This is a genomic window from Arachidicoccus ginsenosidivorans, from assembly GCF_007971385.1.
GTDB lineage: Bacteria > Bacteroidota > Bacteroidia > Chitinophagales > Chitinophagaceae > Arachidicoccus > Arachidicoccus ginsenosidivorans.
The window spans coordinates 1953487-1975769 of the sequence record NZ_CP042434.1; the positions used below are offsets into that span (position 1 = coordinate 1953487).

Sequence of the window (22283 nt, forward strand, 5' to 3'; positions counted from 1 at the left end):
TAATTATTCCCTTTGGATTTTCTTAATTTTTCACGTTTGACATCTTACCATACCTTTGTCACTTTTGGTAATAGCCCAAAAATACCCATTAAAAATATGGCAACAACAATTCCAGTAACGCAGCATTTTAATAAAGCAACCCTTAATAATATCATCTTCGATTTTGGAGGCGTGCTTCTTCACATTGATTTTAAAAAGACACATGAGGCTTTTGAAGCTTTAGGCATTAAAAATGCCAAGGCGCATTTTAGTCAGCATCATGCCAGCCAGTTATTCTCCAGGCTGGAAACAGGCCATATTACACCAGAAACGTTCTACGATCTATTTAGAATGGAAGCAGGCATCCCTGATTTGAGTAATGAACAAATAAAAGACGCTTGGAATGCAATGCTGCTAGCTTATGCAAAAGAAAATGTAGCACTACTGCACCAGCTCAAAAATAAATACAACTTATATTTATTCTCCAATACAAACCAGATTCATTACGATTGGTTCGCAGCTTTGTATCAGAATGAATTTAATGGAGAAAAATTAGAAGACCTGTTTAAATCCGCCTGGTTTTCCCATGAAAAAGGCGTTCGTAAACCAGATGCGGCGGTTTTTACCCATATGCTGACAACAGAAAATCTGCTGCCGGCAGAAACACTATTTATTGATGATACCATTGGCAATATTGAAGGAGCAGCCGCGGCCGGCTTGCAAACACATCTACTAAAAAGTCCAGCAGAATTACTTCTACTGGACTTGTAACTATCAATTTTTACAAAATATATTAATTGAGCTCTTCAAACTCAATATAATCTGATTTTGAAGGCTTTACAGCCTGTCCGGCCGCTTTTTGCTTAGAAAACCGGCTAAAAGGACCTTTTTTATCGCTCGAAACGTCTACATGTGCTTGTTGAGCCTTCCTTTGCTGCGCACCCCCCGGCTGACTGTAGGTCCCTTGTTGACCGTAAGCCTGCTGCCCGTATGGGTTATTCATTTCCCTTACTTTGCGTTTCATTTGATTAGCGGTCCGTACCACTGGCAGGATAAAGCCTACAATAAAGCGGTACAGAAAATAAAGCAGAAACGCTAATACTACATATCCTATCATGTAACGAAGATACTTAATGGCTGTGGGATAACCCAAGCCGTGGGATTATTTTTAAAATCACTTAACAAACAAATCGGTGAGCCAACAAATAGCTTCCGTGAATGTCAAAGTCTAGAATAAAGTTGGAATATCTGGGTTGATATTAAAACTTTTTCGGTGGTGTTCACAAAGGCCGTAGGCCTTTATAGCCTCCCTGTGAAAAGCCGTTCCATAACCTTTATTACTGGCCCATCCATAACGTGGGTAGCTGGTGTGGAGATCCTTCATATAGTCATCTCTGTAAGTTTTGGCCAGAATACTGGCGGCCGCGATATTGGCATATTTGCCATCTCCTTTAATAACACATATATGCTTTATAGAAGGAAATGGCGTAAACCGATTGCCATCAATGGCCAGGAAACGGGGCTTCTTATTTAAAGAATGAATCGCAAGATGCATGGCCTTGATAGAGGCTTTCAAAATATTGATGGAATCTATTTCTGCTACATCCACCCGGGCCACTGAATAACAGATGGCCTCTTGTTCAATCACAGCTCTGAGCAGGTCTCTATCTTTTTCTGGAACCTGTTTGCTGTCATTGAGCTTTTCGTGGTAAAAATCCTTTGGCAAAATAACGGCAGCAGCAAAGACAGGGCCCGCATAGCATCCCCTGCCGGCTTCATCACAGCCTGCCTCCAGCACTTTATTTTGAAAAGAATTGATTAGCACTTGGCAAAAATATAAACTTTCAATCGGCCTGCCAATCTTCTTTACCGCTAATCGGCTACCTTTGCTGCGGAAAAAACAGGAAACAATGAGATCAATAGCAGATAACCAGCAGCGTTTCATAAAATACGCCAAATTAGTTTTATATACCATATTCATCGTGATTCTGGCAGGATCCATTGTCAGGACCACACATAGCGGCATGGGATGCCCCGACTGGCCCCATTGTTTCGGTAGGCTAATCCCACCATTGAATGCAGGACAACTGCCCAAGGACTATGAGAAATACCTGAAAAAACAAGATATTGATCATACATTCAATGCCTTCCACACATGGATCGAATATCTGAACAGAATGTTGACTGTCTTACTTGGGATTTTTATCGTACTGCTCAACTTCATGGCCTGGAAAATTTACTGGAAGACCAATAAATCTATATTCTTTTGGGCGCTCAGCCTCTTTGTCCTGGTAGGCTTTGAAGCCTGGGTAGGCAAAGTGGTAGTGAATTCAAATCTGGGTGTGTTAGAAATTACGGCCCACATGATCCCAGCCTTAATTATTGCAGGTGTTTGCGTTTATATGATACACATTGTAAAAGGCAAGCCATTTATCGTTAACAAATCCCTGAAATGGCTCACTTATCTGGCCTTCCTACTGGTATTTATACAGATTCTGATCGGGACAGAGGTTAGATCCGAGGTGGACAATATTTCTAAAGCTTTACAGTATACGGCACGAGACACCTGGCTTAGCCAGGTAGGCCAGGCACTCCATATCCATGAGCTTTTTGCCTGGGTAGCAGCACTTTCCTGTATATTTGTGGTAGGTAAGTCATTCAATCAAAAAGAAACCCAGAAAACAGGTCTACTGATCTTAATCTCACTAATCGCCGAGCTGTTTTTAGGATTGATTATGACGCAAATGAAGATGCCCGCCTTTGCGCAACCACTTCACCTGCTGTTCTCTTCTATTATCATTGTCGCCCTTTATCATATGTTGATCTGCGTTAAAACCAGATAACTAAATAATCCGTCTATATAAATACCTCATTAAAGCATAACCAGCCTAAAACTAAAAAAACATGGAAAATAGAACAGAAATCTCGGATCTGGGTGAATTTGGCCTGATTGATCATCTGACCAAAAACTTTGAGACCTATAATGTTTCTACCATTGAAACAGTGGGTGATGACGCCGCTGTAATGGATCATTTTGGCAAACAGACTGTTATGACCACAGATCTATTGATTGAAGGCATACATTTTGACCTGATGTATACACCACTTAAGCATTTAGGCTACAAAAGCGTCATTGTCAATCTAAGCGATGTATATGCTATGAATGCGCAGCCTACTCAAATAACTGTTAGCCTGGGTATTACCAACCGCTTCAGTGTAGAAGCGCTATCCGAATTCTACGAAGGCGTGTATGCCGCCTGCGAAAAGTACAAAGTAGATCTGGTAGGCGGTGACACTTCCGCCTCCAAGAAAGGTTTTATTATCTCTGTCACGGCAATCGGCGAAGTAGCCCCTGATCAGTACATAAAAAGAAGTACGGCAAAAAAGGGGGACTTGATTTGCGTATCCGGTGACTTAGGAGGTGCATTTCTGGGCCTGACTTTGCTTGAAAGGGAAAAGAAAATATATATGGAGAATCCCAAAGTACAGCCGGACCTGGAAGGAGAAGACTATATTGTGGGCCGCATCCTAAAACCGGAAGCCAGAAAAGATATTATTGAATTCTTTGAAAAACAACAACTCCATCCTACCGCCATGATGGATGTCAGTGATGGCGTTAGTAGTGAAGTATTGCATTTATGCAAAAAGGCAGGACTGGGTTGTAAGGTTTATGAAGACAAACTTCCTATTAATGAAGCTACGCGTCAGGCTGCCTTTAAATTTGGGCTGGATCCCACCGTATGTGCACTGAATGGTGGCGAAGATTATGAACTGATCTTTACCATCCGTCAGGAGGATCATGATAAGATTGTTTTAAATGAAGAGATCAGTGTCATAGGCTATATGACGGATCTGGAAGAAGGTTGTAAGTTTCTCACCAAGGGCGGCAATACATTTGATATTACCGCACAGGGCTGGAAAGCCTTTTAAGACAGTTAGTATAACACAACAGCATACAAATAAAACCGCCTCATTATTTAAAAATAATGAGGCGGTTTTATTTGAGGAAAGTATGAGCAGAAAACTAAGGGCAAGCCATTACAAACAATTTGTTCAATAATTAATAATATTTTTACTATTATTTTGTTTTAGAATAAAAAGTTCCATATTTCTGTGCTATCAATCGTTGATTTAATTATTGCAATTTAAACAGTATTGACCATTTGAAATAGCACATTGTAGCCTATCATTTGCCAGGTATCCAATGCAACATAATTTATGAACAGCAATCACTTCCTAGAAGCGCCGGCTATTCCATCCAAACCATACAGTATGTTTGTTGACAACATTGAGCGTCAATTTAAAACTTTTCTGTCAATAGAAGCCGTTTACCAGCCATTGCGGCAAACTGTTTGTTGGTGGCAGTTTTCTATCCGTTTAGCCTGTTTTTCAAGTCCATACTTTCGTTCAAAATTCCGATTACTTCAATTTCATCTTCTGTTAAAACTTGATAGAATATAATGTGTTTACCTGTTCTTAGTCCAAGCAGGTTGCTATTTATTCCTTCATATTCATTTCCAAGCTCAGGGTTCTTTCCAATTTGCATACAGGTAAATTCCAAAGTCACATAATATTTGTCCGCTTGCTTTTCTGACCATTTTTCAAAAGTATAAGTCCAAATATCATTCAAGTCGTCAATGGCCTCTTGTCTTAAAATAACCTTAGCCATTTTTTCTTTTTTCCTCTTTTAGCTTTTTCAAATTTTCTTTAAAATCGAAATTTTCAACTCGCGGGCTATCCAATCCTTTCTGAATTGCAGCTCTCAAAGCAATAACTTTGCTTTCTTCGTCTTCTAAAAGTCGAAGTCCTGCACGAACGACTTCACTGACATTTTTATAACGCCCTGCTGAAACTTGGCTACTTACAAATTGCTCAAAGTAATTTCCGAGTGATATTGATGTGTTTTTCATCTTCTTTAACCTTTATTCAAATTTACCAAAAATTGGTAAATTTGTAAAGCTTTCAGCAAAAATTTTCAAATCCTTCCGTCAAGTGCTTGTTTAGACGTAGTTCTTTAAAATTGCCCCCAACGTCTGGCAGCTTGCCGCAGTGGCTGATTTTCACCACAAAACATCAACCGAAGACGAGAACGTAAATTTAGTACTTTTCTGTCAATCGAAGCCGTTTACCAGCCATTGCGGCAAGCTGTTTGTTGCCTGCTGGCCTTCATAGGGCAGTAATTTCTGAAACAAATTCTCTTGCTGTCAGAAAGCTCTTCGTCATTAATCAAATCCTTTGATAAAACTTCATTTACGCTTTTAGGTCCGTGATTTCTTATAGATTTTACAAAACATTCTAACTCTCCAATCTCAACGATAAATATGCTTTTAGATTTTAAATTTGATTGAAGCCTTGTAAATGCTGTTGTAGCATCTCCACTTGGGATAAATGTTTTTCCGACTTCTTTTGCATAAGTCCAAGCTGGTGCTTTTTTTTAATTTTTTGGGGATGTCTGAAATTTTCTCTTTTGGAATAATTCTTTCATTGATGGAATCAAAAAACTCGACAATTTCTTCTTTCAAATCCTTTGTTTCGAATTCTGGCCTTTTAGCGTCTATCGAAACCTTAACAATGCTCCAATCGTTCGAGATTTCACTCCAATTACCGCCCGCTTCTGTAAAGATATCCTTTAATGGGTTAGTATTATTTAAAATATCAAAGTCTATAACTACCTTGACTATAAGTAGGTTCAAATAAGCTTTGGTGAGCATTGTCCCATACAGCTAAAACCAACCTCTTTTTTTGAACACAAATACCATCCATATTGGGATAAGCAGCATGAGTGCCACAGCCACCGTAAATCCGTAGGTATTATGTAGTAACGGGATTTGTGCGAAGTTCATCCCAAAGATACCGCCAATCACCGTTGCCGGAGCCAATAGACAAGTTACAACGGCCATCACCTTCATGGATTCATTCATTTTTAGATTGGCCATGTTCATATGCAGATCCTGCAGATTGGACATGCCTTCCCTATAGTTCTCTACCATTTCAACGGCCTGGAGAATATGGTCATAGATGTCTTTCAGATACCGGAGCGTTTTGGTATTAAAAAGCGCATTTTCATTTTTATTCAGACTGCTGATCACATCTCTGGCCGGATAAATAGTACGCCTAAACAGTAAAAGCTCCTTACGCAAAAACAGTATATAAGACATTCGCATCTGCGCATTGGTCCTGATGAGTTGACTTTCCCCTCTTTCCAACTTTTCCCCATAAGAATCCATTGTGGTAAAATAATCATCCACCACGGCATCCACCAGGCTATAGTATAGAAAGTCAGACCCAAACTGACGGACTTTGCTTAAAGGAGATTGCAGCCGTTTTCTAATATCACCAAAAGCATCTCTGGTCGCTTCTTCCTGGAAAGTCAGCACGAAGTTCTTTCCCAGTACCATGGATATTTGCTCCCTTCTGAGTTCATTAAAAGCGTCCTTTTCCAAATATAGTTGATAGAGCAGACAGTACACAAAATCTTCGAATATGTCACTTTTGGGTCGCTGGTCTACAGACAGGATATCTTCTTCAATCAATTGGTGGATACTGAATTCTTTACAAATCTGACCAACTTCCTCCCGACGCAGTCCATCAATATTGATCCAGACCTTTTTTGTGTACCGATTAGGTTTTTACACTGCCCTATGTCTGAGAGGTCCAACTTCTCTATGTTATGCTCATCATACACAAAGGCGGTGATAATGGATTTATCTGCATCCTGACGTAAGGTATTATCAGTTGGGTTCTCAAAAACAAGCCGGCCGGCAGACTCCCTGGTGGGCAGCCACAATTTGAAAAAATTACCTTTTTCGAGTTTCATGAGCATTCATCTTTGAGGTGAAAATTACTTTTTGCCTTTGATTTAGCATCTTGATTTATCTGAATTTGCCTGGATATTTACCTGAGCACCATCTGCCGATCTGCATCCAGCCTTAGCATAATAAATATCAGGATGGTAAAGGTGACCAGCGAGGAACCACCGTAGCTGACCAAAGGCAAAGGAATCCCTACCACCGGAAAAAGGCCAACTGTCATACAGACATTGATGGCTATATGCATCAGAAATATACTGGCCACACAATAGGCATAGACTCTTGAGAATACACTTCGTTGTCTTTCAGCGATTTTAACGATCCTAAAAAGCAGTGCCAGATAAGTAAGCAAGAATATGGCGCACCCAACAAATCCAAAAGCCTCCCCAATGGAAGTAAATACAAAGTCTGTTTGTTGCTCGGGAACATATTTCCCTCTGGTCTGGGTACCTTTTAAAAAGCCTCTGCCAAAAATGCCACCCGAACCAATAGCGATTTTACTTTGACGTACATTATAATCATCGGGTTTGGCATAAGTTTTATTTTCTTCCTCCCGGGCCATGCTACTTTTATTCTTAGAACAGTCGTACACCTTGCCCACCATTGAATACACCCTGGTGGATTGATAGCATTGTAAAATATTATTAAATATATAGGGCACCGCAAAACGCTGGATACCCACACAGGCCGCCCAGACAAATATAATGAGCGCCAGGATGCGTCGGCTTCGTTTAATTTTCTTTCTTAATAAATAAATAGTTGCGATGGCAATGGCGGTCAGGATAATGGCCAAAAGGTCCGGATCCATAATTAAAGTCGCCACGACCAACACCCCAAAAGAAAAGCCAATCAGCAGGATCGCTCCTGGCAATCCTTCTCTGAACATGACAATAAAAAAGCAACAATACACCAGAGCCAACCCGGTTTCATTTTGCAGGATAGAGATCATGGCTGGAAGCATAGCGATGATCGTCGCTATAATCTGCGAACGAAGCTTTGAGAAATCCAGTTCCTGCATGGAGAGGTATTTAGCCAGGGCCAGTGAGGTGAAAATCTTACAGAGTTCGGCCGGTTGCAGATTAAACCCTCCTCCAAGCGGAATCCAGCTTCTGGAACCATTAATGTTTTTACCCAATACAAAAGTGGCCAGCATTAGCAGGATACCAAACAAATAGGCCAGATTGGCAAAAGCCGTATAAAGCTTGGAATCACTAAGTAATATAAATATCGCCAGTATGGCACAGACCCCAGCAAAAATCAGTTGCTTGCTATATTCGGTCTGGCCAGAAACAAAGGCCGATGCCCAGTTGATATCCGGGTTATACTCTACCATAAAAATACAGAGGATACCGATGCCTACCAGCGCAGCATATAAAAATACCACCATCCAGTCTATACCTTTTGCTAACTTTTCTTGCTGATACATTTATTTTCCTGCGTTTTTAAGGGGAGGGAATCTAAGCGGCCACATTTTAGATCTCCAGTTTACCAGCATGGCTTCTCTAACGGAATCTTCTTTAGCAGAGTCCTGGCTGTGACCGGAGGCCTGCTTTGCCAGCTGAATACTGTCTTCTAAATGCTGCTGTTGCGCTGCTTTTTCAATTGAATCTTTTCTATGTTCTTTTGCACGCGCATTTGCAGCTTTCAGCGAATCCTGCGACCTGCGCCATTCAAATACCTGGTGAGGGATCAAATTGGCCTTAGATAGCCTTTCAACGTCTTTCTTTGTGTCTTCGGTCAGCGAATCATTCAAGTATTGCTCCATCATATGTGCCGCAATGGGCGCAGCCCATGCGGAACCATAACCTGCATTTTCCACATAAACCGCAATAGCGATTTTTGGATTATCCACCGGAGCGTAAGCAACGAATACAGCCAGATTTTTCAGTTTTGGCACCTGAGCGGTACCCGTTTTGGCTGCATATTTTACGCCGGGAATCTTAACATTGGAAGCTGTACCCACTTCCGTTACATCTTCCATACCTGCCTGAACTGCTCGATAGTCCTGATCGCTTATATTCAAAAGGGAATGTTTGACTTTATATCTAGCCAGAAAACTCGTATCCCCCGGTTGAGGGTTCTCAATACTATCTACAAAATGCGGTGTATAATACCAGCCTTTATTGGCAATAATACAAGCTTCGTTGGCGGATTGTAACGGAGTGGCCGTCATTCGGTCCTGTCCGATACCCATGGTAACCATATTGCACGACACCCAACGATTGCCATAATCATGATTATACTCTGTGGTATCTGGAATATTGCCAGCTCTTTCCCCCGGAATATCTACCCCCAAGTGTGTTCCAAAACCAAAACCATGCATATATTCCCGCCAGCGGGCATAACCTTTTCTTGGAGATCCGTACTTGGGGTTATCGATGGTTAGTCGGAAGATATTACAAAAATAGGAGTTACAGGAATGCGCAATGGCCAACTGAAGGTTGGCCGCATGACCAGCCCAGCTCTCATCACAGCGGACCCGTTTGCCACAGGCCCAATAAGCCCCCCTGCAGTCATATCCATAGGAAGGCGTAATAACACCTTCATCCAGTGCAATCAGTGCGCCCAGAGGCTTATAGGTAGACCCTGGCGGGTACATCCCGGCAATGGCTCTATTATACATTGGTCTTGACGTATCAGTCACTAAAAAGCCGATATGGCTTCTGTATTCACTAGGGGTCAAGTCATTGGGATCGAAAGAAGGAGCGGTAATCATAGCAATAATGCCACCGGTCCTGGGATTTATGGCTACTGCTGCTCCTAATTTATTCTGAAATAATTTCTCCCCCAGTTTTTGGGTTTTTACATCAATGCTGGTATATAGACTCCTGCCGGCAACGGCAGTCGTGTCATATGCCCCTCCTGCATAAGGCCCTTGTATTCTGGAGCGATTATCGCGCAAAAATCTTTTTACCCCTCTTTGACCCATCAAGACTTTTTCATAGGATTTTTCCAGACCGGCAATGCCGATATAATCACCCGGCTGGTAGCCTTCATCCGGATGATCTTTTAGATAATTGGAAGAGACTTCCCCTAACCGACCTAAAAAATTGGCACCTACATGAAATGGATAGGTTCTGACGGGTCTTTCCTGCAAGGCAAATCCCGGAAATTTATAGAGGTTTTCATTGAGCTGTGCAAAAAGCTCTTTAGTAAGCAGTGGTTCAAAGGTACTGGGCTTAAAACTGCTATTTTTGATAATAGCCGTAATCATCCTTTTATGGTATTCCGCACTATCGATTCCTAAAATAGCACAAAGCGTCGCCGTATCCACGCCCTTTCTGGCCTCATTAGGTGTCACCGTAAAGTCATAGTTGATCATATTATCGATCATCGCATGTCCTGTCCGGTCATAGATAATACCGCGATCAGGATAAATCACTTTACGGAATATGGCATTATTCTCCGCCTGTAATCTATAAGAAGGAGAAAACAGCTGCAGGTTGAGCAGTTGCGCGAGTATAATGACGAACACAACAATGAATATCCCAAGGATAATCCTGCTGCGTGACTGATTGTTATTTTGTGTAGCCATAATAAATCCCGGGCACCAGGCCTGTTGAATAATGCTTGTTAAATTGCCGCTTCGCACATGCAGGGTTTTGTTTTACCAAACAGACACGTGAGCACGGGCAATAGGTTGTAATTTACGGATTATAAAGCACATATTGCGCCATTTTACGCGGATCAAGCGTGTTTGCTTCATCTACGCTGGCCATCTTTATCTGCTTTCAGATGCAAAACTACACTTTCAGTTAATTGACTGGACACCTGGGTGTATATAATTTATTATATTTTTTTAGCTGCTATATTTGAGTAGGACATTTACCTCCAAATAGGCCATCCACCGGCAGATCAGTTATAAAAGGACCTTTTAGGCTTGAATTTTCCGCGTTGAGAAACCTACAAAGGAGGTCCACGCCAATTGCTTGTTTTGAGCGCTGCAGTTAAATTACGTAGTTGATTGAAAAAGGCGCTTGTGACATGGCTGAATTAACCAGCATTGGTCTTGAACTTCACTTTGCGAAAAAATAGCAATTCTGTAATAAAGATTAAAACCAGGCTAAGTAATGCCGAGCCCAATACTTTACCGATGAAAAACATAAAGTTTCCAAACTGCATCCACTCAATAAAGGTCAGGTAAATATGGTACACCACCGTCAGCACAATAATATAAACCGCATAGGGGCCGATTCCGACACTTTTTGTGCTGGGATCGGAATAAGTAATTTCCGCTTTTTGCTGGGGAAGTAATAAGTTTAACAGGAAGGGTCTTAGATAGGCAATCAGGACCATGGGGGCAGAATGCAGCCCCGGTACGCCGGAAAAATAATCTAATACCAGCCCAAAGATAAAGGCAATGGCCATCAGTGCCACCCGAGACAGACTAAAAGGTAGCCAAAGGATAAATAAGAAGGCAATAGTAGGTTTTAGATACTGATGCAGCAGCGGCACCTTATCCAATACAAATACCTGTATCAGGATAAAGAAAATAAACCGCAATATGTTTTTCATCAGTACACTCATGGACTATTTCTGGGCTTTCGTTTCTATTTCTTTTTGTTCTTTACTAAAATCATTTTTAATTACATATACATATTGTAGCGTCCGAAAATCGGTCGCAGCCAGTAGCTTTATCTGATAGTAATTACTGGAAGGATCTTCCTGACTGATGGTTACCACGCGGCCAATCATAAGACCTTCGGGATAATTATCTGAATAATTACTCGTAACTACTGTATCTCCTTTGGCCAATTTTGTTCTTTTGGGAATATTGCTAAAGGTAAGGAACCTGGGATCCTTTCCATCCCACTCAACTAGCCCTGGCATAAAGCCTTTTTTCAGCATGCCGCTGACACGGCTTTTATGGTTCAAAAGACTCATAACCAGGCTATAATTATCACTAACTGCTACGACATGCCCTACAATACCATTCGGACCGGCGACCGCCATATCCTTCTGAATCCCTTGTTTAGCACCCTTTTCAATGGTAATATAGTTATTTTCGTTACTCAGCGAATTGCTGACCACCTTGGCCATATAATAATGGTATTTTCGGACAGTGCCAGCGGTGTCCACACTAGTCGTATCGATTAAGGTATAGATATTATTCAAATGCAGGGAATCTGCGTTTCTGACGTAAGCGGATAAAGCGCTGCGCAACGCTGCATTTTCTGCAGCCAGGTGCTTATTGGTACTTTTCAGGTCGAAAAAGTACTGGATGTTATTGTATTTTTTCTGAATATCTCCGGTCACCGCATGTGCCGTATTGGAATAGGCAGCCTCGTAGGTCTTATTATAATTTACCAAAAACGAGATACTCAGCACCTGGAATATCAGGAACATAAAGAAGGTAAAAAATCGCCTTATGAATAAAAATATATTTTTCACGTCCTACCTCGTCTAATAAGTACTAATAACCAAAGCTGGGTAATGTTCTAACCTGTCGTCTGACCGCTCCGTATCGGTTAGGGGCCAAAAATACGATTTCCACCTTAACTGCTTCATCAAAACTTATACAGTCATCTGAATAACCTTAAGTTATGTTCTAATTGCAGGGCCGCCCTAAAAATTAATGGCGCCTATTATTAGCCGCTATCCGTTACCCAACAGGCAGGTTTTTAACCTGCCTGTTGGGTAAATTAATTTCTGGATGGCTTTAATCCCATAGCTACCTTCGGCAGCCGGATTAGCGCATAATAAAGGGAAAACGCTGATAATGCTTCAGGGCAATACCCGTGCCACGCACCACACTTTTCAGTGGATCGTCAGCAATATGGACGGGTAATTTGATTTTCTGTCCCAGCCTTTTGTCCAGGCCACGCAGTAAAGCACCGCCACCTGTCAGGTAAAGACCGCGGCGATAGATGTCTGCTGCCAGTTCCGGCGGGGTCGTTTCCAAGGCTTTTAATATGGCTTCCTCTATTTTAAAGATACTTTTATCGAGTGCTTCTGCAATTTCCTGGTAGCTGACCATAATCTGCTTAGGGATACCTGTGACCAGGTCACGACCATTGACCGGGAGGTCATCGGGCGGGTTGTCCAGGTCTTTCATGGCAGCGCCTAACTGGATTTTGATCTGTTCAGCTGTTCTCTCACCAATCAGCAGACTGTGATAGCGCCTGAGCGCTTCCATGATATCTGCTGTAAATTCATCTCCGGCAATACGGATACTCTGATCACAGACAATCCCTGCCAGTGCAATCACCGTAATTCCTGTGGTACCACCGCCAATATCAATAATCATATTGCCCACCGGCTCTTCCACATCGATACCAATACCGATTGCGGCTGCCATGGGTTCATGTAACAAATAAACTTCTTTTGCACCTGCCTGTTCCGCACTGTCTCTTACAGCTCTTTTCTCTACTTCCGTAATACTGGAAGGAATACAGATCATCATTCTCCAGCTGGGTGGGAATAAAGGCTTTTTTGGATGGATCATTTTGATCATTTCCCGTATCATCAACTCAGCGGCGTTGAAATCGGCAATGACACCATCTTTGAGTGGACGCACGGTTCTAATACTTTCATGGGTCTTTTCGTGCATCAGTAAGGCACGCTTACCAACAGCCAGTACTTCTTTAGGGTTATTGCGGTTCAGGGCCACAATGGAGGGCTCGTTTACCACAATTTCTTCATTATGAATAATTAAGGTATTAGCGGTGCCTAAATCCATCGCTATTTCCTGTGTAAAAAAATTAAAAAGTCCCATTCTTTTTTTTGCTGCGTTTATTGTGTTGAAGATGCAAAGTGACGCTAAATATAGTGAAATAACAAAACAGTTTTTTATAATTATTTACACATTATAAATGTTTGCGTTATTTTAACACCACGTGCGCATTTGACACCTGTTATCATAGATTGTGCAGCGAAAATAGCAGATTATTTTTGATGCGGAAATTTTAATTTTTTAATGGTCGGCGGCGGCCGTTAAAATCTTCTCTTTAAACCCGTCAAACCATTTACGGGTCGCATCGGCATAGAAAGGTAATAGCGTCTCAGGATATTTTTTCTCCTCAAATAAAAGTATGTTTTCAGCAGCTTTGAGTTGATTTTGGCTCATGGCCAAATCTGCCGCTGCAGTATAGGCAAAGCGGTAATTGTTTAAGACCTGTATATTATCTTTATTAAAAGTGAAGTCGCCGTCATCTTCAGGAGAAAGTTCATTGAGCATCGCCAGGCGGTTTTCCAGATAGTTCAAAGAGGTGGCTCTCCAGTTGGGAACGATTTTCAAGGTCAGTCCCTGGAGTGCTGCATAGTTGTCTACACCCAAATAGAGTCGCATATTTTCCGGCACATCAGCTGCAAAATATACATCGCTTTTAAACCCATTTTCCTGTAGAAAATCTTTCAAAATTATATCGCTGCGCAGCATATAACTATCGTCTTTGGGGGTCGCTTTCCAAACGATAGCCGTATCGCCCCCTATTCCTGCTTTGTTTTGCACGGTAAATGATTCCTGTTTCCATTTTTTGGAACGAATTTTAGCCAATTCCTCCTTCCCGAAAGCAAAATGCAGGGATCCTTTTTTGCGTAGATACTCTGGATACCACTGGGTATTCAAGAAGTTCAGGCTGATACAATGTACATGCGGTTTATAATTTTCTACCAGCTGCAAATAAGAAATATAGTAAAAATACACATCTCCATTGGTAAATAAATAAGCACTGTCAGTGCATTCATCCAGGACCTGCTTAAAATAAGCACTCACACTGGCATTCACACCGCCATAGGCCTCTGCCTGTTGCAGGCACCAGATAGCAGAATCCTTATCGCCGGCACTCAGATATCTCTCTGCCTGGGCTCCCCAGACAGACAAGATTTTAGTGTGAGGATCAAATAGTATCTTATCCCCTGTATATGTATTACTATCGGATAAATCAATGCTGTTGACAAAACAATCAGATGCCCTTCTGGCCAGGGCAAGTTTTGAGGCATGCAGATTCTCTAAACTGGAAGTATTGAACTTATCAATGGCATTACCTAAAAAATACCAGACTTCCGGATTACCGGGATTTTGTACGGCCAGTTCTTCCAGGGAGCGGCCAGTGGCTACATATGCCTCGGCCGGTTTTCCGGCCAGGCCTTTGAGTTCATTTTTGGCCTTTTGAAAAGCTGTGTTCCAGGCAGCAGCATCCCCTTGTGCACTGGAAACCAGGCACAGAGGGAGGCACATTACCAAAAAACACCATTTTCTCATCATAATTCTCAGTTGAACCCCTTTTAGTGAGATTGCTGGTCGGAGTTGCGGCCACAAAATAGCGAATAATTCTAAAAGCCCTTTATTTTCGCCACAGATTCCAAAGGAAGCTTTTAGAACTAAGGCCTTTGACCTTGGCTTTAGCATTTTGTTTAAAATATAGGGGAGAAATTATTGATTCTTTTCCTTTGAATACACAATACGGTGAGCAAAAAGAAAGGATAGGGGGCTACCGCCTGCTGGTAGCCAGCAGCAGGTTTAGATCCGTATACTTTAGGTTAAACCTTTCACTTAGGTAAAAATTGGTCACCTGACCCTTAAACATATAAATACCGTTTCTTAGGTTAAAATTGTGCCAGAGAATAGAATCCAGTCCACCTTCATCTGCTATTTTCAGCAGCATAGGCATTAATACATTGGATATAGCATGGCTGGCCGTGCGGGCAAACCCACTGGCTATATTGGGCACACAGTAATGGATCACATCGTGTTTTCTGAAAATAGGCTCCTCATGGGAGGTCAGTTCACTGGTCTCAAAACAGCCACCCCGGTCAATGCAGACATCCAGGATCACACTCCCCGGGCGCATTTTGGCGACCATATTCTCTGATACGACAATAGGCACACGGCCTTTTTCACTGGAAAGTGCCCCTACAGCCACTTCACAGGTTTTCAACTGCTTTGCCAGAATCTTAGGTTCAATGACACTTGTCCAGACCCGGAAACCCAGATTATTTTGCAACCGCTTGAGCCGGTACACATTATTATCAAAGACTTTGACAGAGGCGCCCAGCGCAAGTGCCGTCCTGGTCGCAAATTCTCCAACAACACCTGCGCCGATGATAATGACTTTAGTCGGTGGTATTCCACTGATGCCTCCCAGCAGTACGCCTTTGCCATTATTGGAACAGGCCAAAAACTGGCCAGCCAAGAGCATGGCTGCACTGCCTGCAATCTCACTCATAGACCGGACAATTGGAAAAGTGCCACTGTCGTCTTTCAGCATCTCAAAGCCAAGGGTGGTGATTTTCTTTTTGGAGAGTTCCTCTAAAATCTCTCGTTGAATCAAGGAATGATTGATAGGGCTCATGATAATCTGCCCTTTTTGAAGTTTTGGCAGATCGGATAAAGTAATAGGTGCGCTCTTGATCAGCATTGGCTGTTTAAAAACTTCATCTGGATCGTGTGTAATTCTAGCGCCTGCCTCACTATAATCCTTATCACTGAATTTACTGCCTTCACCCGCCTTTGACTGAATAATCACTTGATGGCCATTGCCCACAAGTACACTGACTGCCTCCGGAATCAGGGCAATGCGATCTTCCTGGAAGGCCACTTCTTTGGGAATTCCAATGGCTAACCGGGCACTTTTTCTTTTAATATCCAGTGTTTCTTCGAGCGTTTCATAGCTAAAAGCTGTTGTTATAATCGGTTTGGATGTTGCCATTTTCGACTTTTCAGTCGGTAAATTTAACGATTTTGAGGCGATTGCTGTAAAAATAATTTACCTAAGTCTTTATTTACAGGTCTCATTGCACCAGTTTTAGTCATATATACTATTTTTTATATAAAATTAAAGCCATGTACTATCTGGTTGGGTTAACCGGCCGCCAGAAGACTCGGGCACCGCAACCCTGTTCCCATGGATAACGGGCAAGCCCTTATTTGCGGCCCTTAGCGTGGAACCTAGCCCCACCATCAATCAGTCGGGGAAACTTCCTTATTTTTGTTCGAAGCGGCACTAACGCCGTAATGGCAAATATGAACTGTTGTGCCCAGCTTTTTTGTCATCACGAATCAATAAAAATGGAAATCAGAACAGCAACATACACGGATTTAGATAGAATTTACGCTATAGAATGTGCCAGTTTTCCGCAAAAGGAAGCGGCGACCTATCCATCACTTTCGCGACGGCTGCAGGTACACCCGGATCAGTATTGGGTGCTGGAGACAACAGACAGTATGAAGCCTAACAACAAAGTGATCCTGGGTTTTATTGGAGGCATGCGCACCAATCACCCTAAGATTTTGGACGAAATGTTTAATAATGCTGCGCTTCATGACCCAAACGGCAAATGGTTAGCCGTGCTGGGGCTGGCCGTTGCACCCGTTTATCGGCAAAAAGGGTATGCCAGTAGGCTTCTCAGCGAAACCATTCAACAAACAAAAGCAGTGGGCGCTGCCGGCATTACGCTAACCTGCAAAAACGACTTGGTGGCATTTTACCAGCGCTTTGCCTTTAAAGATGCGGGCATTAGCGGTTCCAACCATGGTGGCGTAACCTGGCATGACATGATCCTTGCATTGTAGATATTCTATTACTCAGTTATAATTTTATCAGCTATGTAGCAAGGTGTTATTCCGCCTTGAGGCTGCTGACCGGGCTTGTACGAGCTGATTTTAGTGCGATGAACAGGGTGGTTATTACAGTTATCGCAATAATGATAATGGCACCAATGATAAAAGTTAAAAGACCAACGGGCACCTTATAAGCAAAATGACTTTGCCAGCGGGCGGTAATATAAAAGGCAATGGGTGCTCCTATAACTACAGCTAAAAGCACCAGCCGTAAAAACTGGCTGGTTATCAAGCCGGTGAGTTGTCCTACACTTGCACCCAAAACTTTTCGGATGCCGATCTCTTTTTTCTTTACTTCAGCCATATAAGTAGCCAACCCAAATAAGCCCAAGCAGGAAATAGCCAGCGCGACCATTGAAAACCCTTTTAACAAACCGCTGGCCTTGTTCTCCGACATATATTTATCCGCAAAATTATTATCCAAAAAATTATAACTAAAGGGAGCACCGCCGGAATAAAGCTTATAAAGCCTTTCGGTTTCTTTGAGCGCCTGCGAAGCATGCGCCGCACTTGTTCTTACATATAATATGTTTTTAAACCCGCCACTTTCTATTATTAAAGGTCCGATGGATTTAGTCAATGGGGCATAATTGAAATTCTTAACGACTCCAACGACTGCCGCCTTTTTATTGTTATAGCGCAGTATTTGTCCCACATAGGGCGGCTGCAGCCCCATGCGCCGGGCAGCCACTTCGTTCAACATTATTTTATTGCTGTCGGAAGGTTGGCCGGTAAAATTCCCGCCAGCAACAAAATGGAATTTCATGGCCGCAATAAAAGCCTGATCCCCGGAGATGCCGGAAAACAGGGTATTATCTTTTTCAGATTTTCCGGGCCACTTAACATTACTGGTGACATTTTGAACATTGGACAAATCGTATGCATCGGATACGCCTACTGCCTGAACAGCGGTGGACTTTAATAGTTCTGCTTCCATGGCTGTTTCTTTATCTACCATATTACTTGTCATTGGTGCAACAAACACATAACTTCTATCATAGCCAATATCCTTTGAAGCGATAAAATGCATTTGCCGGTGGATCACAATGGCCCCCATCAGCAATATAAAGGCAGCACAAAACTGCAGGGTAACCAGGCCCTTTCTGATGTTGCCAAACCGGCCTTCTTTTGCCCCTGTTTTAAGCCCTGTAACTGCCTGCAAAGCTGATAATAGATAAGCTGGGAAAACCGTCGCAACGGCGAAAGTGCCCGTTAATACTGCCGCCATAATCCCAAGGGTTGTCACATCTGTGCTGACCACGTTTAAAGCAGCACCGGTAAATTGGCTTACAAAGGGCAATAATACGTACACCAAAATAAGCGCAAATACTGCAGACAATAAAAAGAGTAGGATGGCTTCTGTCATAAACAATTTAAAAAGGCTCGCTTTTGTAGCACCATTTATCCTACGGACAGAAACCTCTTTCAGCCGGGTTAAAGATCTGGCCGTTTTCAGATTCATATAATTGATACAGGCAACGATAAGCACGAGGATCACCACCAGCAGCAGCATTTGAACCATCCTTAAATCGGAAGGGTTCCCATCAGCTCCGACTAAATGCAAATCCCTTAACGCCTGCAGCGAAAAAGTCATTGAATTATCCTTTTGCCGGGCATAATTTTGAGAAATGGCGGCAGCTACGTGAGCGGGATGTGCAGTCGGTGTTAATACCAAATAATCATCAAAAGCAATCCTGTCCACGTTACTTTCCACAAAATTTGGATCCTTTACCGAGCCTTCTGCCAATATACGCCTGGCAAAGGCGCTCATGGGGAAAAACGCCTGATACTGCAAAGTTGAATTCTTCGGGAAGTCTTTCAATACAGCCGTAATCTTATAGATATCCCCAAAATATTTGATCTGACGGCCGACAACCTGGTCTTGCCCGAATAATTGCAGGGCCAGTTGATGGGTAATTACCGCGGAATTAATATCATTTAGACAGCCCTGCTTATTGCCATAAAGTAATGGAAAGTCAAACACCGATAAAAATGTTGGATCCGTATAGGCAACATGATTGCCATCTGTGATGTTCGTTTTATCTACCGTTGAGACCAGCTGGTCATCCCAGGATCGCATCCGTACGTAATCCTGAATGCCTGATATGCCTTTGGTTAATACAGGCAGGCCACTGGGCGCCTTCCCCCAAGTCATTGGGCCATCTTCAGAGGTAAGCGTGGTATTTAACCGGTAAATCTGATCCGCTTGCTGGTGAAAGCGGTCAAAACTATACTGAAAATGTACCCATATCAATACCAATATACTGGTGGCCATGCCAAGTGTCAGTCCCAGAATATTTAGAAAATTATAAAACCTGTGCCTCTTTAAGCTACGCCAGGCAACTTTGATATTGTATCCCGTCAGCATATGAAATTATTTAGATTCAGAGGCATCTAATAAAGTGCCATTACAGTATCCGTTTAAAATCCGAGAATTATAAATTAGTTATTTCACCATAGTGTCTCAAATCCGAACACCTACTGTACGGTTTTGGGTCAAATTACCCAATTGTACAGACGAGTAAGGCTTCTCATATGACGAAAGTAATTGCCTACGTGGGAGGATCCTGGTGACAATGATTGGGTGGGTGATCACAAGTTTGTTTCAGCTTGTGCCTCATTTATTATCATTGCCTTGAAATCAAGTTGGAAGGCAGACCCAGCATCTTGTAAGCATAAAATCTTGCCTGTGCCAGACATTAATGAGAAAGGCCAAAATGTGACTAATCCAGAAGGGCATAATATTCGGATATATACACATCTGGATATCCGGTTAATGTTGTCGGGATTTTATCTGAAAACCAATCTGTTTGCATTAACGCAAACATCCGTAAACTGCAACGCTAAATCCTTTATTGATAAGGAGCAATTGCACATAGATCAGACATTGCTCAATGTTTGGACTACGTTCGCGGATATCTTTAGGCAAATATCCGTCTCATTAGGCCGAAGTATTAATTGATTCTTTAAAAGAATAATTATTGTCTAAATTACATATATTTGTTTAAGTGTTTGAATATGCTTAGAGTGAGACCGTAATTATACATAGTATTTTTAAAATTATTTTCTGATTAATAACTAATTAAAATCGTTTTATGTTAAGCAGTAATAAGCTATCGAGCAATTGGCGCCATTATTTCTTTGCATTGTTGTTATGCTGGGGCTTGGTTTCCCAGGTAAATGCGCAAAACCTGCAACAAGGATTCGGGCATGAGTTGTTTGATAATGCTTGGCATTTTGCATTAGGCGATTATTCGGATGCAAACAATCCTGGTTTTAATGACCGTAGTTGGCGGATATTGGATTTACCACATGACTGGAGTATAGAAGGCAAAATAGATAAAAATAATCCTTCTGGAAGTGCCGGAGGGTTTTTTCCAACTGGTATTGGCTGGTATCGTAAAACATTCAAAGTTCCCGAGGATTGGAAAGGGAAACAATTGTCCATTTATTTTGAGGGTGTCTATATGAACAGCGAGGTCTTTATTAATGGGCACTCTTTAGGCATACATCCTTATGGGTTTACTGGGTTTGATTATGATTTGACGCCCTATCTTAAATTTGGCGGCGACAACCTAATTGCGGTTAGAGTGGATAACTCCAGCCAGGTAAATTGCCGGTGGTATACAGGATCGGGCATTTATCGTCATGTTTGGCTGGACTTGAAAAATCCAGTTCATGTTAAACATTGGGGCGTGTATATCACCACTCCTAAGGTCTCAGCTGAGATAGCTACAGTTCAAATTGAAACATCGGTAGGCAATACAGATAAGCAAGTCCACACAGTGATTGTAGGAACGACCATTGTGGATACCCGTGGCAGACATGCAGCAACTAATAAACCGATGACGATCAAAATAGCCCCCGGAACAGATACGGCAATTATACAAACAATAGAAGTACAACGCCCCAGACTTTGGGGGCTGCAATCCCCGAACCTTTATACTGCGAGGATTGAACTTACAACATTGGAGGGGAATCGAAAACCTAGTTTGCAGCAGATAGAAAAATCCTTTGGCATCCGTTCCATTCAATTTACACCCAGCAAAGGATTTGAACTTAATGGACAGGCGGTAAAACTAAATGGGGGTTGTGTACACCATGATAACGGCTGCCTTGGTGCAGCGGCTTATGACAGGGCCGAGGAAAGAAAGGTTGAGTTATTGAAAAAAGCTGGCTTTAACGCAGTGCGTACTGCCCATAATCCACCTTCAACAGCTTTTCTAAATGCATGTGACAGATTAGGGCTTTTGGTGATTGATGAAGCCTTTGATGGATGGCGAACCGGTAAAAACAAATATGATTACGCCCTGTATTTTGATAAGTGGTGGAAAAAAGACCTGGATGCTATGGTTCTTCGCGATAGGAGCCATCCGAGTGTTATCATGTGGAGCATTGGCAATGAGATTATTGAACGCAAAGAACCTCAAGCGGTTAAAACTGCCAAAATGCTATCTGATGAAATAAAACGAATGGATAATACAAGACCTGTCACTTCTGCCATGACGACCTGGGATAAAGACTGGGAAATCTTTGATCCATTGATGGCAGTGCATGATGTGGCTGGTTATAATTATCAATTGCATCGGGCAGAGGCAGATCATGCCAGAGTTCCTTCCCGGATTATCGTGCAGACGGAGTCTTACCCGAGAGATGCATATGCCAATTGGAAGCTGGTAGAATCCCATCCCTATATTATTGGTGATTTTGTTTGGACTTCTTTGGATTATCTGGGAGAATCCGGTATTGGACGGTATTATTATCCTGGTGAACCGACTGGAGAACCTTGGGAACGTAATCTTTTTCCCTGGCATGGGTCCTACTGCGGAGACATTGATATGATGGGGATAGAAAACCGATCTCCTATTACAGAAGTTTACTATATAGTGATAAACAGCAGCTTTACTTAGCTGTCAGGGAGCCTAATCCCAAAA

General features: G+C 42.3%; 21 protein-coding genes. 6 read left to right on the top strand and 15 right to left on the bottom strand.

Going from position 1 to position 22283, the window contains the following annotated elements; all coding sequences use genetic code 11:
• The first annotated feature begins 96 nt into the window (after positions 1-96).
• Complete coding sequence (locus FSB73_RS07930; protein ID WP_146780982.1) at positions 97-750, top strand: HAD family hydrolase; 654 nt, start codon at positions 97-99, stop codon at positions 748-750.
• A 22-nt stretch (positions 751-772) separates the two neighbouring features.
• Here the strand turns inward: FSB73_RS07930 and FSB73_RS07935 are convergent, their stop codons facing one another.
• Together FSB73_RS07935 and FSB73_RS07940 are read right to left on the bottom strand one after the other, a co-directional pair.
• Positions 773-1096, bottom strand: coding sequence for a hypothetical protein (locus FSB73_RS07935; protein ID WP_146780983.1), 324 nt, complete (start codon positions 1094-1096; stop codon positions 773-775).
• A 111-nt stretch (positions 1097-1207) separates the two neighbouring features.
• The gene (locus tag FSB73_RS07940) at positions 1208-1804 is read right to left on the bottom strand and encodes a ribonuclease HII (RefSeq protein WP_225974610.1); all 597 of its coding nucleotides are present in this window, start codon (positions 1802-1804) and stop codon (positions 1208-1210) included.
• An 85-nt stretch (positions 1805-1889) separates the two neighbouring features.
• On the opposite strand from FSB73_RS07940, the gene FSB73_RS07945 reads away from it, so the two are divergent.
• Positions 1890-2822 carry a COX15/CtaA family protein gene (locus FSB73_RS07945; RefSeq protein ID WP_146780985.1) on the top strand — a complete coding sequence of 311 codons (933 nt, stop codon included), beginning with the start codon at positions 1890-1892 and terminating at the stop codon, positions 2820-2822.
• A gap of 61 nt (positions 2823-2883) precedes the next feature.
• Positions 2884-3909, top strand: a complete 1026-nt coding sequence (gene thiL, locus FSB73_RS07950; RefSeq protein WP_146780986.1) for a thiamine-phosphate kinase — start codon at positions 2884-2886, stop codon at positions 3907-3909.
• 439 nt (positions 3910-4348) lie between these two features.
• Here thiL and FSB73_RS07955 read toward each other — a convergent pair whose 3' ends face one another.
• The 12 genes from FSB73_RS07955 to FSB73_RS08010 form a co-directional block, all read right to left on the bottom strand.
• Positions 4349-4648, bottom strand: a complete 300-nt coding sequence (locus tag FSB73_RS07955; protein ID WP_146780987.1) for a type II toxin-antitoxin system RelE/ParE family toxin — start codon at positions 4646-4648, stop codon at positions 4349-4351.
• On the bottom strand, positions 4641-4889 hold the full coding sequence (locus tag FSB73_RS07960; protein ID WP_146780988.1) for a type II toxin-antitoxin system ParD family antitoxin: 249 nt from the start codon (positions 4887-4889) through the stop codon (positions 4641-4643). Before FSB73_RS07960 ends, FSB73_RS07955 begins: the two co-directional genes overlap by 8 nt.
• A 417-nt stretch (positions 4890-5306) precedes the next feature.
• A complete protein-coding gene (locus FSB73_RS07965; protein ID WP_146780989.1) occupies positions 5307-5690 on the bottom strand; it encodes a hypothetical protein in 384 nt (127 codons plus the stop codon).
• A 12-nt stretch (positions 5691-5702) separates the two neighbouring features.
• Positions 5703-6578: a magnesium/cobalt transporter CorA gene (gene corA, locus FSB73_RS07970; RefSeq protein ID WP_146780990.1), complete on the bottom strand. Its 876-nt coding sequence runs from the start codon at positions 6576-6578 to the stop codon at positions 5703-5705.
• Complete coding sequence (locus FSB73_RS07975) at positions 6509-6796, bottom strand: hypothetical protein (RefSeq protein WP_146780991.1); 288 nt, start codon at positions 6794-6796, stop codon at positions 6509-6511. Before FSB73_RS07975 ends, corA begins: the two co-directional genes overlap by 70 nt.
• A 77-nt stretch (positions 6797-6873) precedes the next feature.
• The gene (gene rodA / locus FSB73_RS07980; protein WP_146780992.1) at positions 6874-8214 is read right to left on the bottom strand and encodes a rod shape-determining protein RodA; all 1341 of its coding nucleotides are present in this window, start codon (positions 8212-8214) and stop codon (positions 6874-6876) included.
• Positions 8215-10380, bottom strand: coding sequence for a penicillin-binding protein 2 (gene mrdA / locus FSB73_RS07985; protein WP_146780993.1), 2166 nt, complete (start codon positions 10378-10380; stop codon positions 8215-8217). It abuts the gene before it with no gap.
• Between the two features lie 401 nt (positions 10381-10781).
• Positions 10782-11303 carry a rod shape-determining protein MreD gene (locus FSB73_RS07990; protein ID WP_225974611.1) on the bottom strand — a complete coding sequence of 174 codons (522 nt, stop codon included), beginning with the start codon at positions 11301-11303 and terminating at the stop codon, positions 10782-10784.
• 15 nt (positions 11304-11318) lie between these two features.
• Positions 11319-12179, bottom strand: a complete 861-nt coding sequence (gene mreC / locus FSB73_RS07995) for a rod shape-determining protein MreC (protein ID WP_146780995.1) — start codon at positions 12177-12179, stop codon at positions 11319-11321.
• Positions 12180-12477: 298 nt separating this feature from the next.
• Positions 12478-13503 carry a rod shape-determining protein gene (locus FSB73_RS08000; RefSeq protein WP_091395449.1) on the bottom strand — a complete coding sequence of 342 codons (1026 nt, stop codon included), beginning with the start codon at positions 13501-13503 and terminating at the stop codon, positions 12478-12480.
• A 198-nt stretch (positions 13504-13701) separates the two neighbouring features.
• On the bottom strand, positions 13702-14967 hold the full coding sequence (locus FSB73_RS08005; protein ID WP_146780996.1) for a hypothetical protein: 1266 nt from the start codon (positions 14965-14967) through the stop codon (positions 13702-13704).
• Between the two features lie 253 nt (positions 14968-15220).
• Entirely contained in the window at positions 15221-16438 is a 1218-nt protein-coding gene (locus FSB73_RS08010; protein WP_146780997.1) for an alanine dehydrogenase, read from the bottom strand.
• A gap of 359 nt (positions 16439-16797) precedes the next feature.
• Here FSB73_RS08010 and FSB73_RS08015 point away from each other — a divergent pair, with 359 nt between their 5' ends.
• Positions 16798-17301: a GNAT family N-acetyltransferase gene (locus FSB73_RS08015; RefSeq protein ID WP_146780998.1), complete on the top strand. Its 504-nt coding sequence runs from the start codon at positions 16798-16800 to the stop codon at positions 17299-17301.
• Positions 17302-17347: 46 nt separating this feature from the next.
• On the opposite strand, the gene FSB73_RS08020 is transcribed toward FSB73_RS08015, so the two are convergent.
• On the bottom strand, positions 17348-19717 hold the full coding sequence (locus FSB73_RS08020; protein WP_146780999.1) for an ABC transporter permease: 2370 nt from the start codon (positions 19715-19717) through the stop codon (positions 17348-17350).
• A gap of 321 nt (positions 19718-20038) precedes the next feature.
• Between FSB73_RS08020 and FSB73_RS08025 the strand changes: the two genes are divergently transcribed.
• Entirely contained in the window at positions 20039-20311 is a 273-nt protein-coding gene (locus tag FSB73_RS08025) for a hypothetical protein (protein WP_146781000.1), read from the top strand.
• Between the two features lie 133 nt (positions 20312-20444).
• Entirely contained in the window at positions 20445-22259 is a 1815-nt protein-coding gene (locus FSB73_RS08030) for a sugar-binding domain-containing protein (protein WP_225974612.1), read from the top strand.
• The last annotated feature ends 24 nt before the right edge of the window (positions 22260-22283 follow it).

Excerpts from the sequence above, each read along its gene's own strand:
- FSB73_RS07930 (WP_146780982.1), top strand. The coding sequence starts at position 97 with ATGGCAACAACAATTCCAGTAACGCAGCATTTTAATAAAGCAACCCTT.
- FSB73_RS07935 (WP_146780983.1), bottom strand. The coding sequence starts at position 1,096 with ATGATAGGATATGTAGTATTAGCGTTTCTGCTTTATTTTCTGTACCGC.
- FSB73_RS07945 (WP_146780985.1), top strand. The coding sequence starts at position 1,890 with ATGAGATCAATAGCAGATAACCAGCAGCGTTTCATAAAATACGCCAAA.
- thiL (WP_146780986.1), top strand. The coding sequence starts at position 2,884 with ATGGAAAATAGAACAGAAATCTCGGATCTGGGTGAATTTGGCCTGATT.
- FSB73_RS07955 (WP_146780987.1), bottom strand. The coding sequence starts at position 4,648 with ATGGCTAAGGTTATTTTAAGACAAGAGGCCATTGACGACTTGAATGAT.
- FSB73_RS07960 (WP_146780988.1), bottom strand. The coding sequence starts at position 4,889 with ATGAAAAACACATCAATATCACTCGGAAATTACTTTGAGCAATTTGTA.
- FSB73_RS07965 (WP_146780989.1), bottom strand. The coding sequence starts at position 5,690 with ATGCTCACCAAAGCTTATTTGAACCTACTTATAGTCAAGGTAGTTATA.
- FSB73_RS07975 (WP_146780991.1), bottom strand. The coding sequence starts at position 6,796 with ATGAAACTCGAAAAAGGTAATTTTTTCAAATTGTGGCTGCCCACCAGG.
- rodA (WP_146780992.1), bottom strand. The coding sequence starts at position 8,214 with ATGTATCAGCAAGAAAAGTTAGCAAAAGGTATAGACTGGATGGTGGTA.
- FSB73_RS07990 (WP_225974611.1), bottom strand. The coding sequence starts at position 11,303 with ATGAAAAACATATTGCGGTTTATTTTCTTTATCCTGATACAGGTATTT.
- FSB73_RS08000 (WP_091395449.1), bottom strand. The coding sequence starts at position 13,503 with ATGGGACTTTTTAATTTTTTTACACAGGAAATAGCGATGGATTTAGGC.
- FSB73_RS08005 (WP_146780996.1), bottom strand. The coding sequence starts at position 14,967 with ATGTGCCTCCCTCTGTGCCTGGTTTCCAGTGCACAAGGGGATGCTGCT.
- FSB73_RS08010 (WP_146780997.1), bottom strand. The coding sequence starts at position 16,438 with ATGGCAACATCCAAACCGATTATAACAACAGCTTTTAGCTATGAAACG.
- FSB73_RS08015 (WP_146780998.1), top strand. The coding sequence starts at position 16,798 with ATGGAAATCAGAACAGCAACATACACGGATTTAGATAGAATTTACGCT.
- FSB73_RS08020 (WP_146780999.1), bottom strand. The coding sequence starts at position 19,717 with ATGCTGACGGGATACAATATCAAAGTTGCCTGGCGTAGCTTAAAGAGG.
- FSB73_RS08030 (WP_225974612.1), top strand. The coding sequence starts at position 20,445 with ATGTTAAGCAGTAATAAGCTATCGAGCAATTGGCGCCATTATTTCTTT.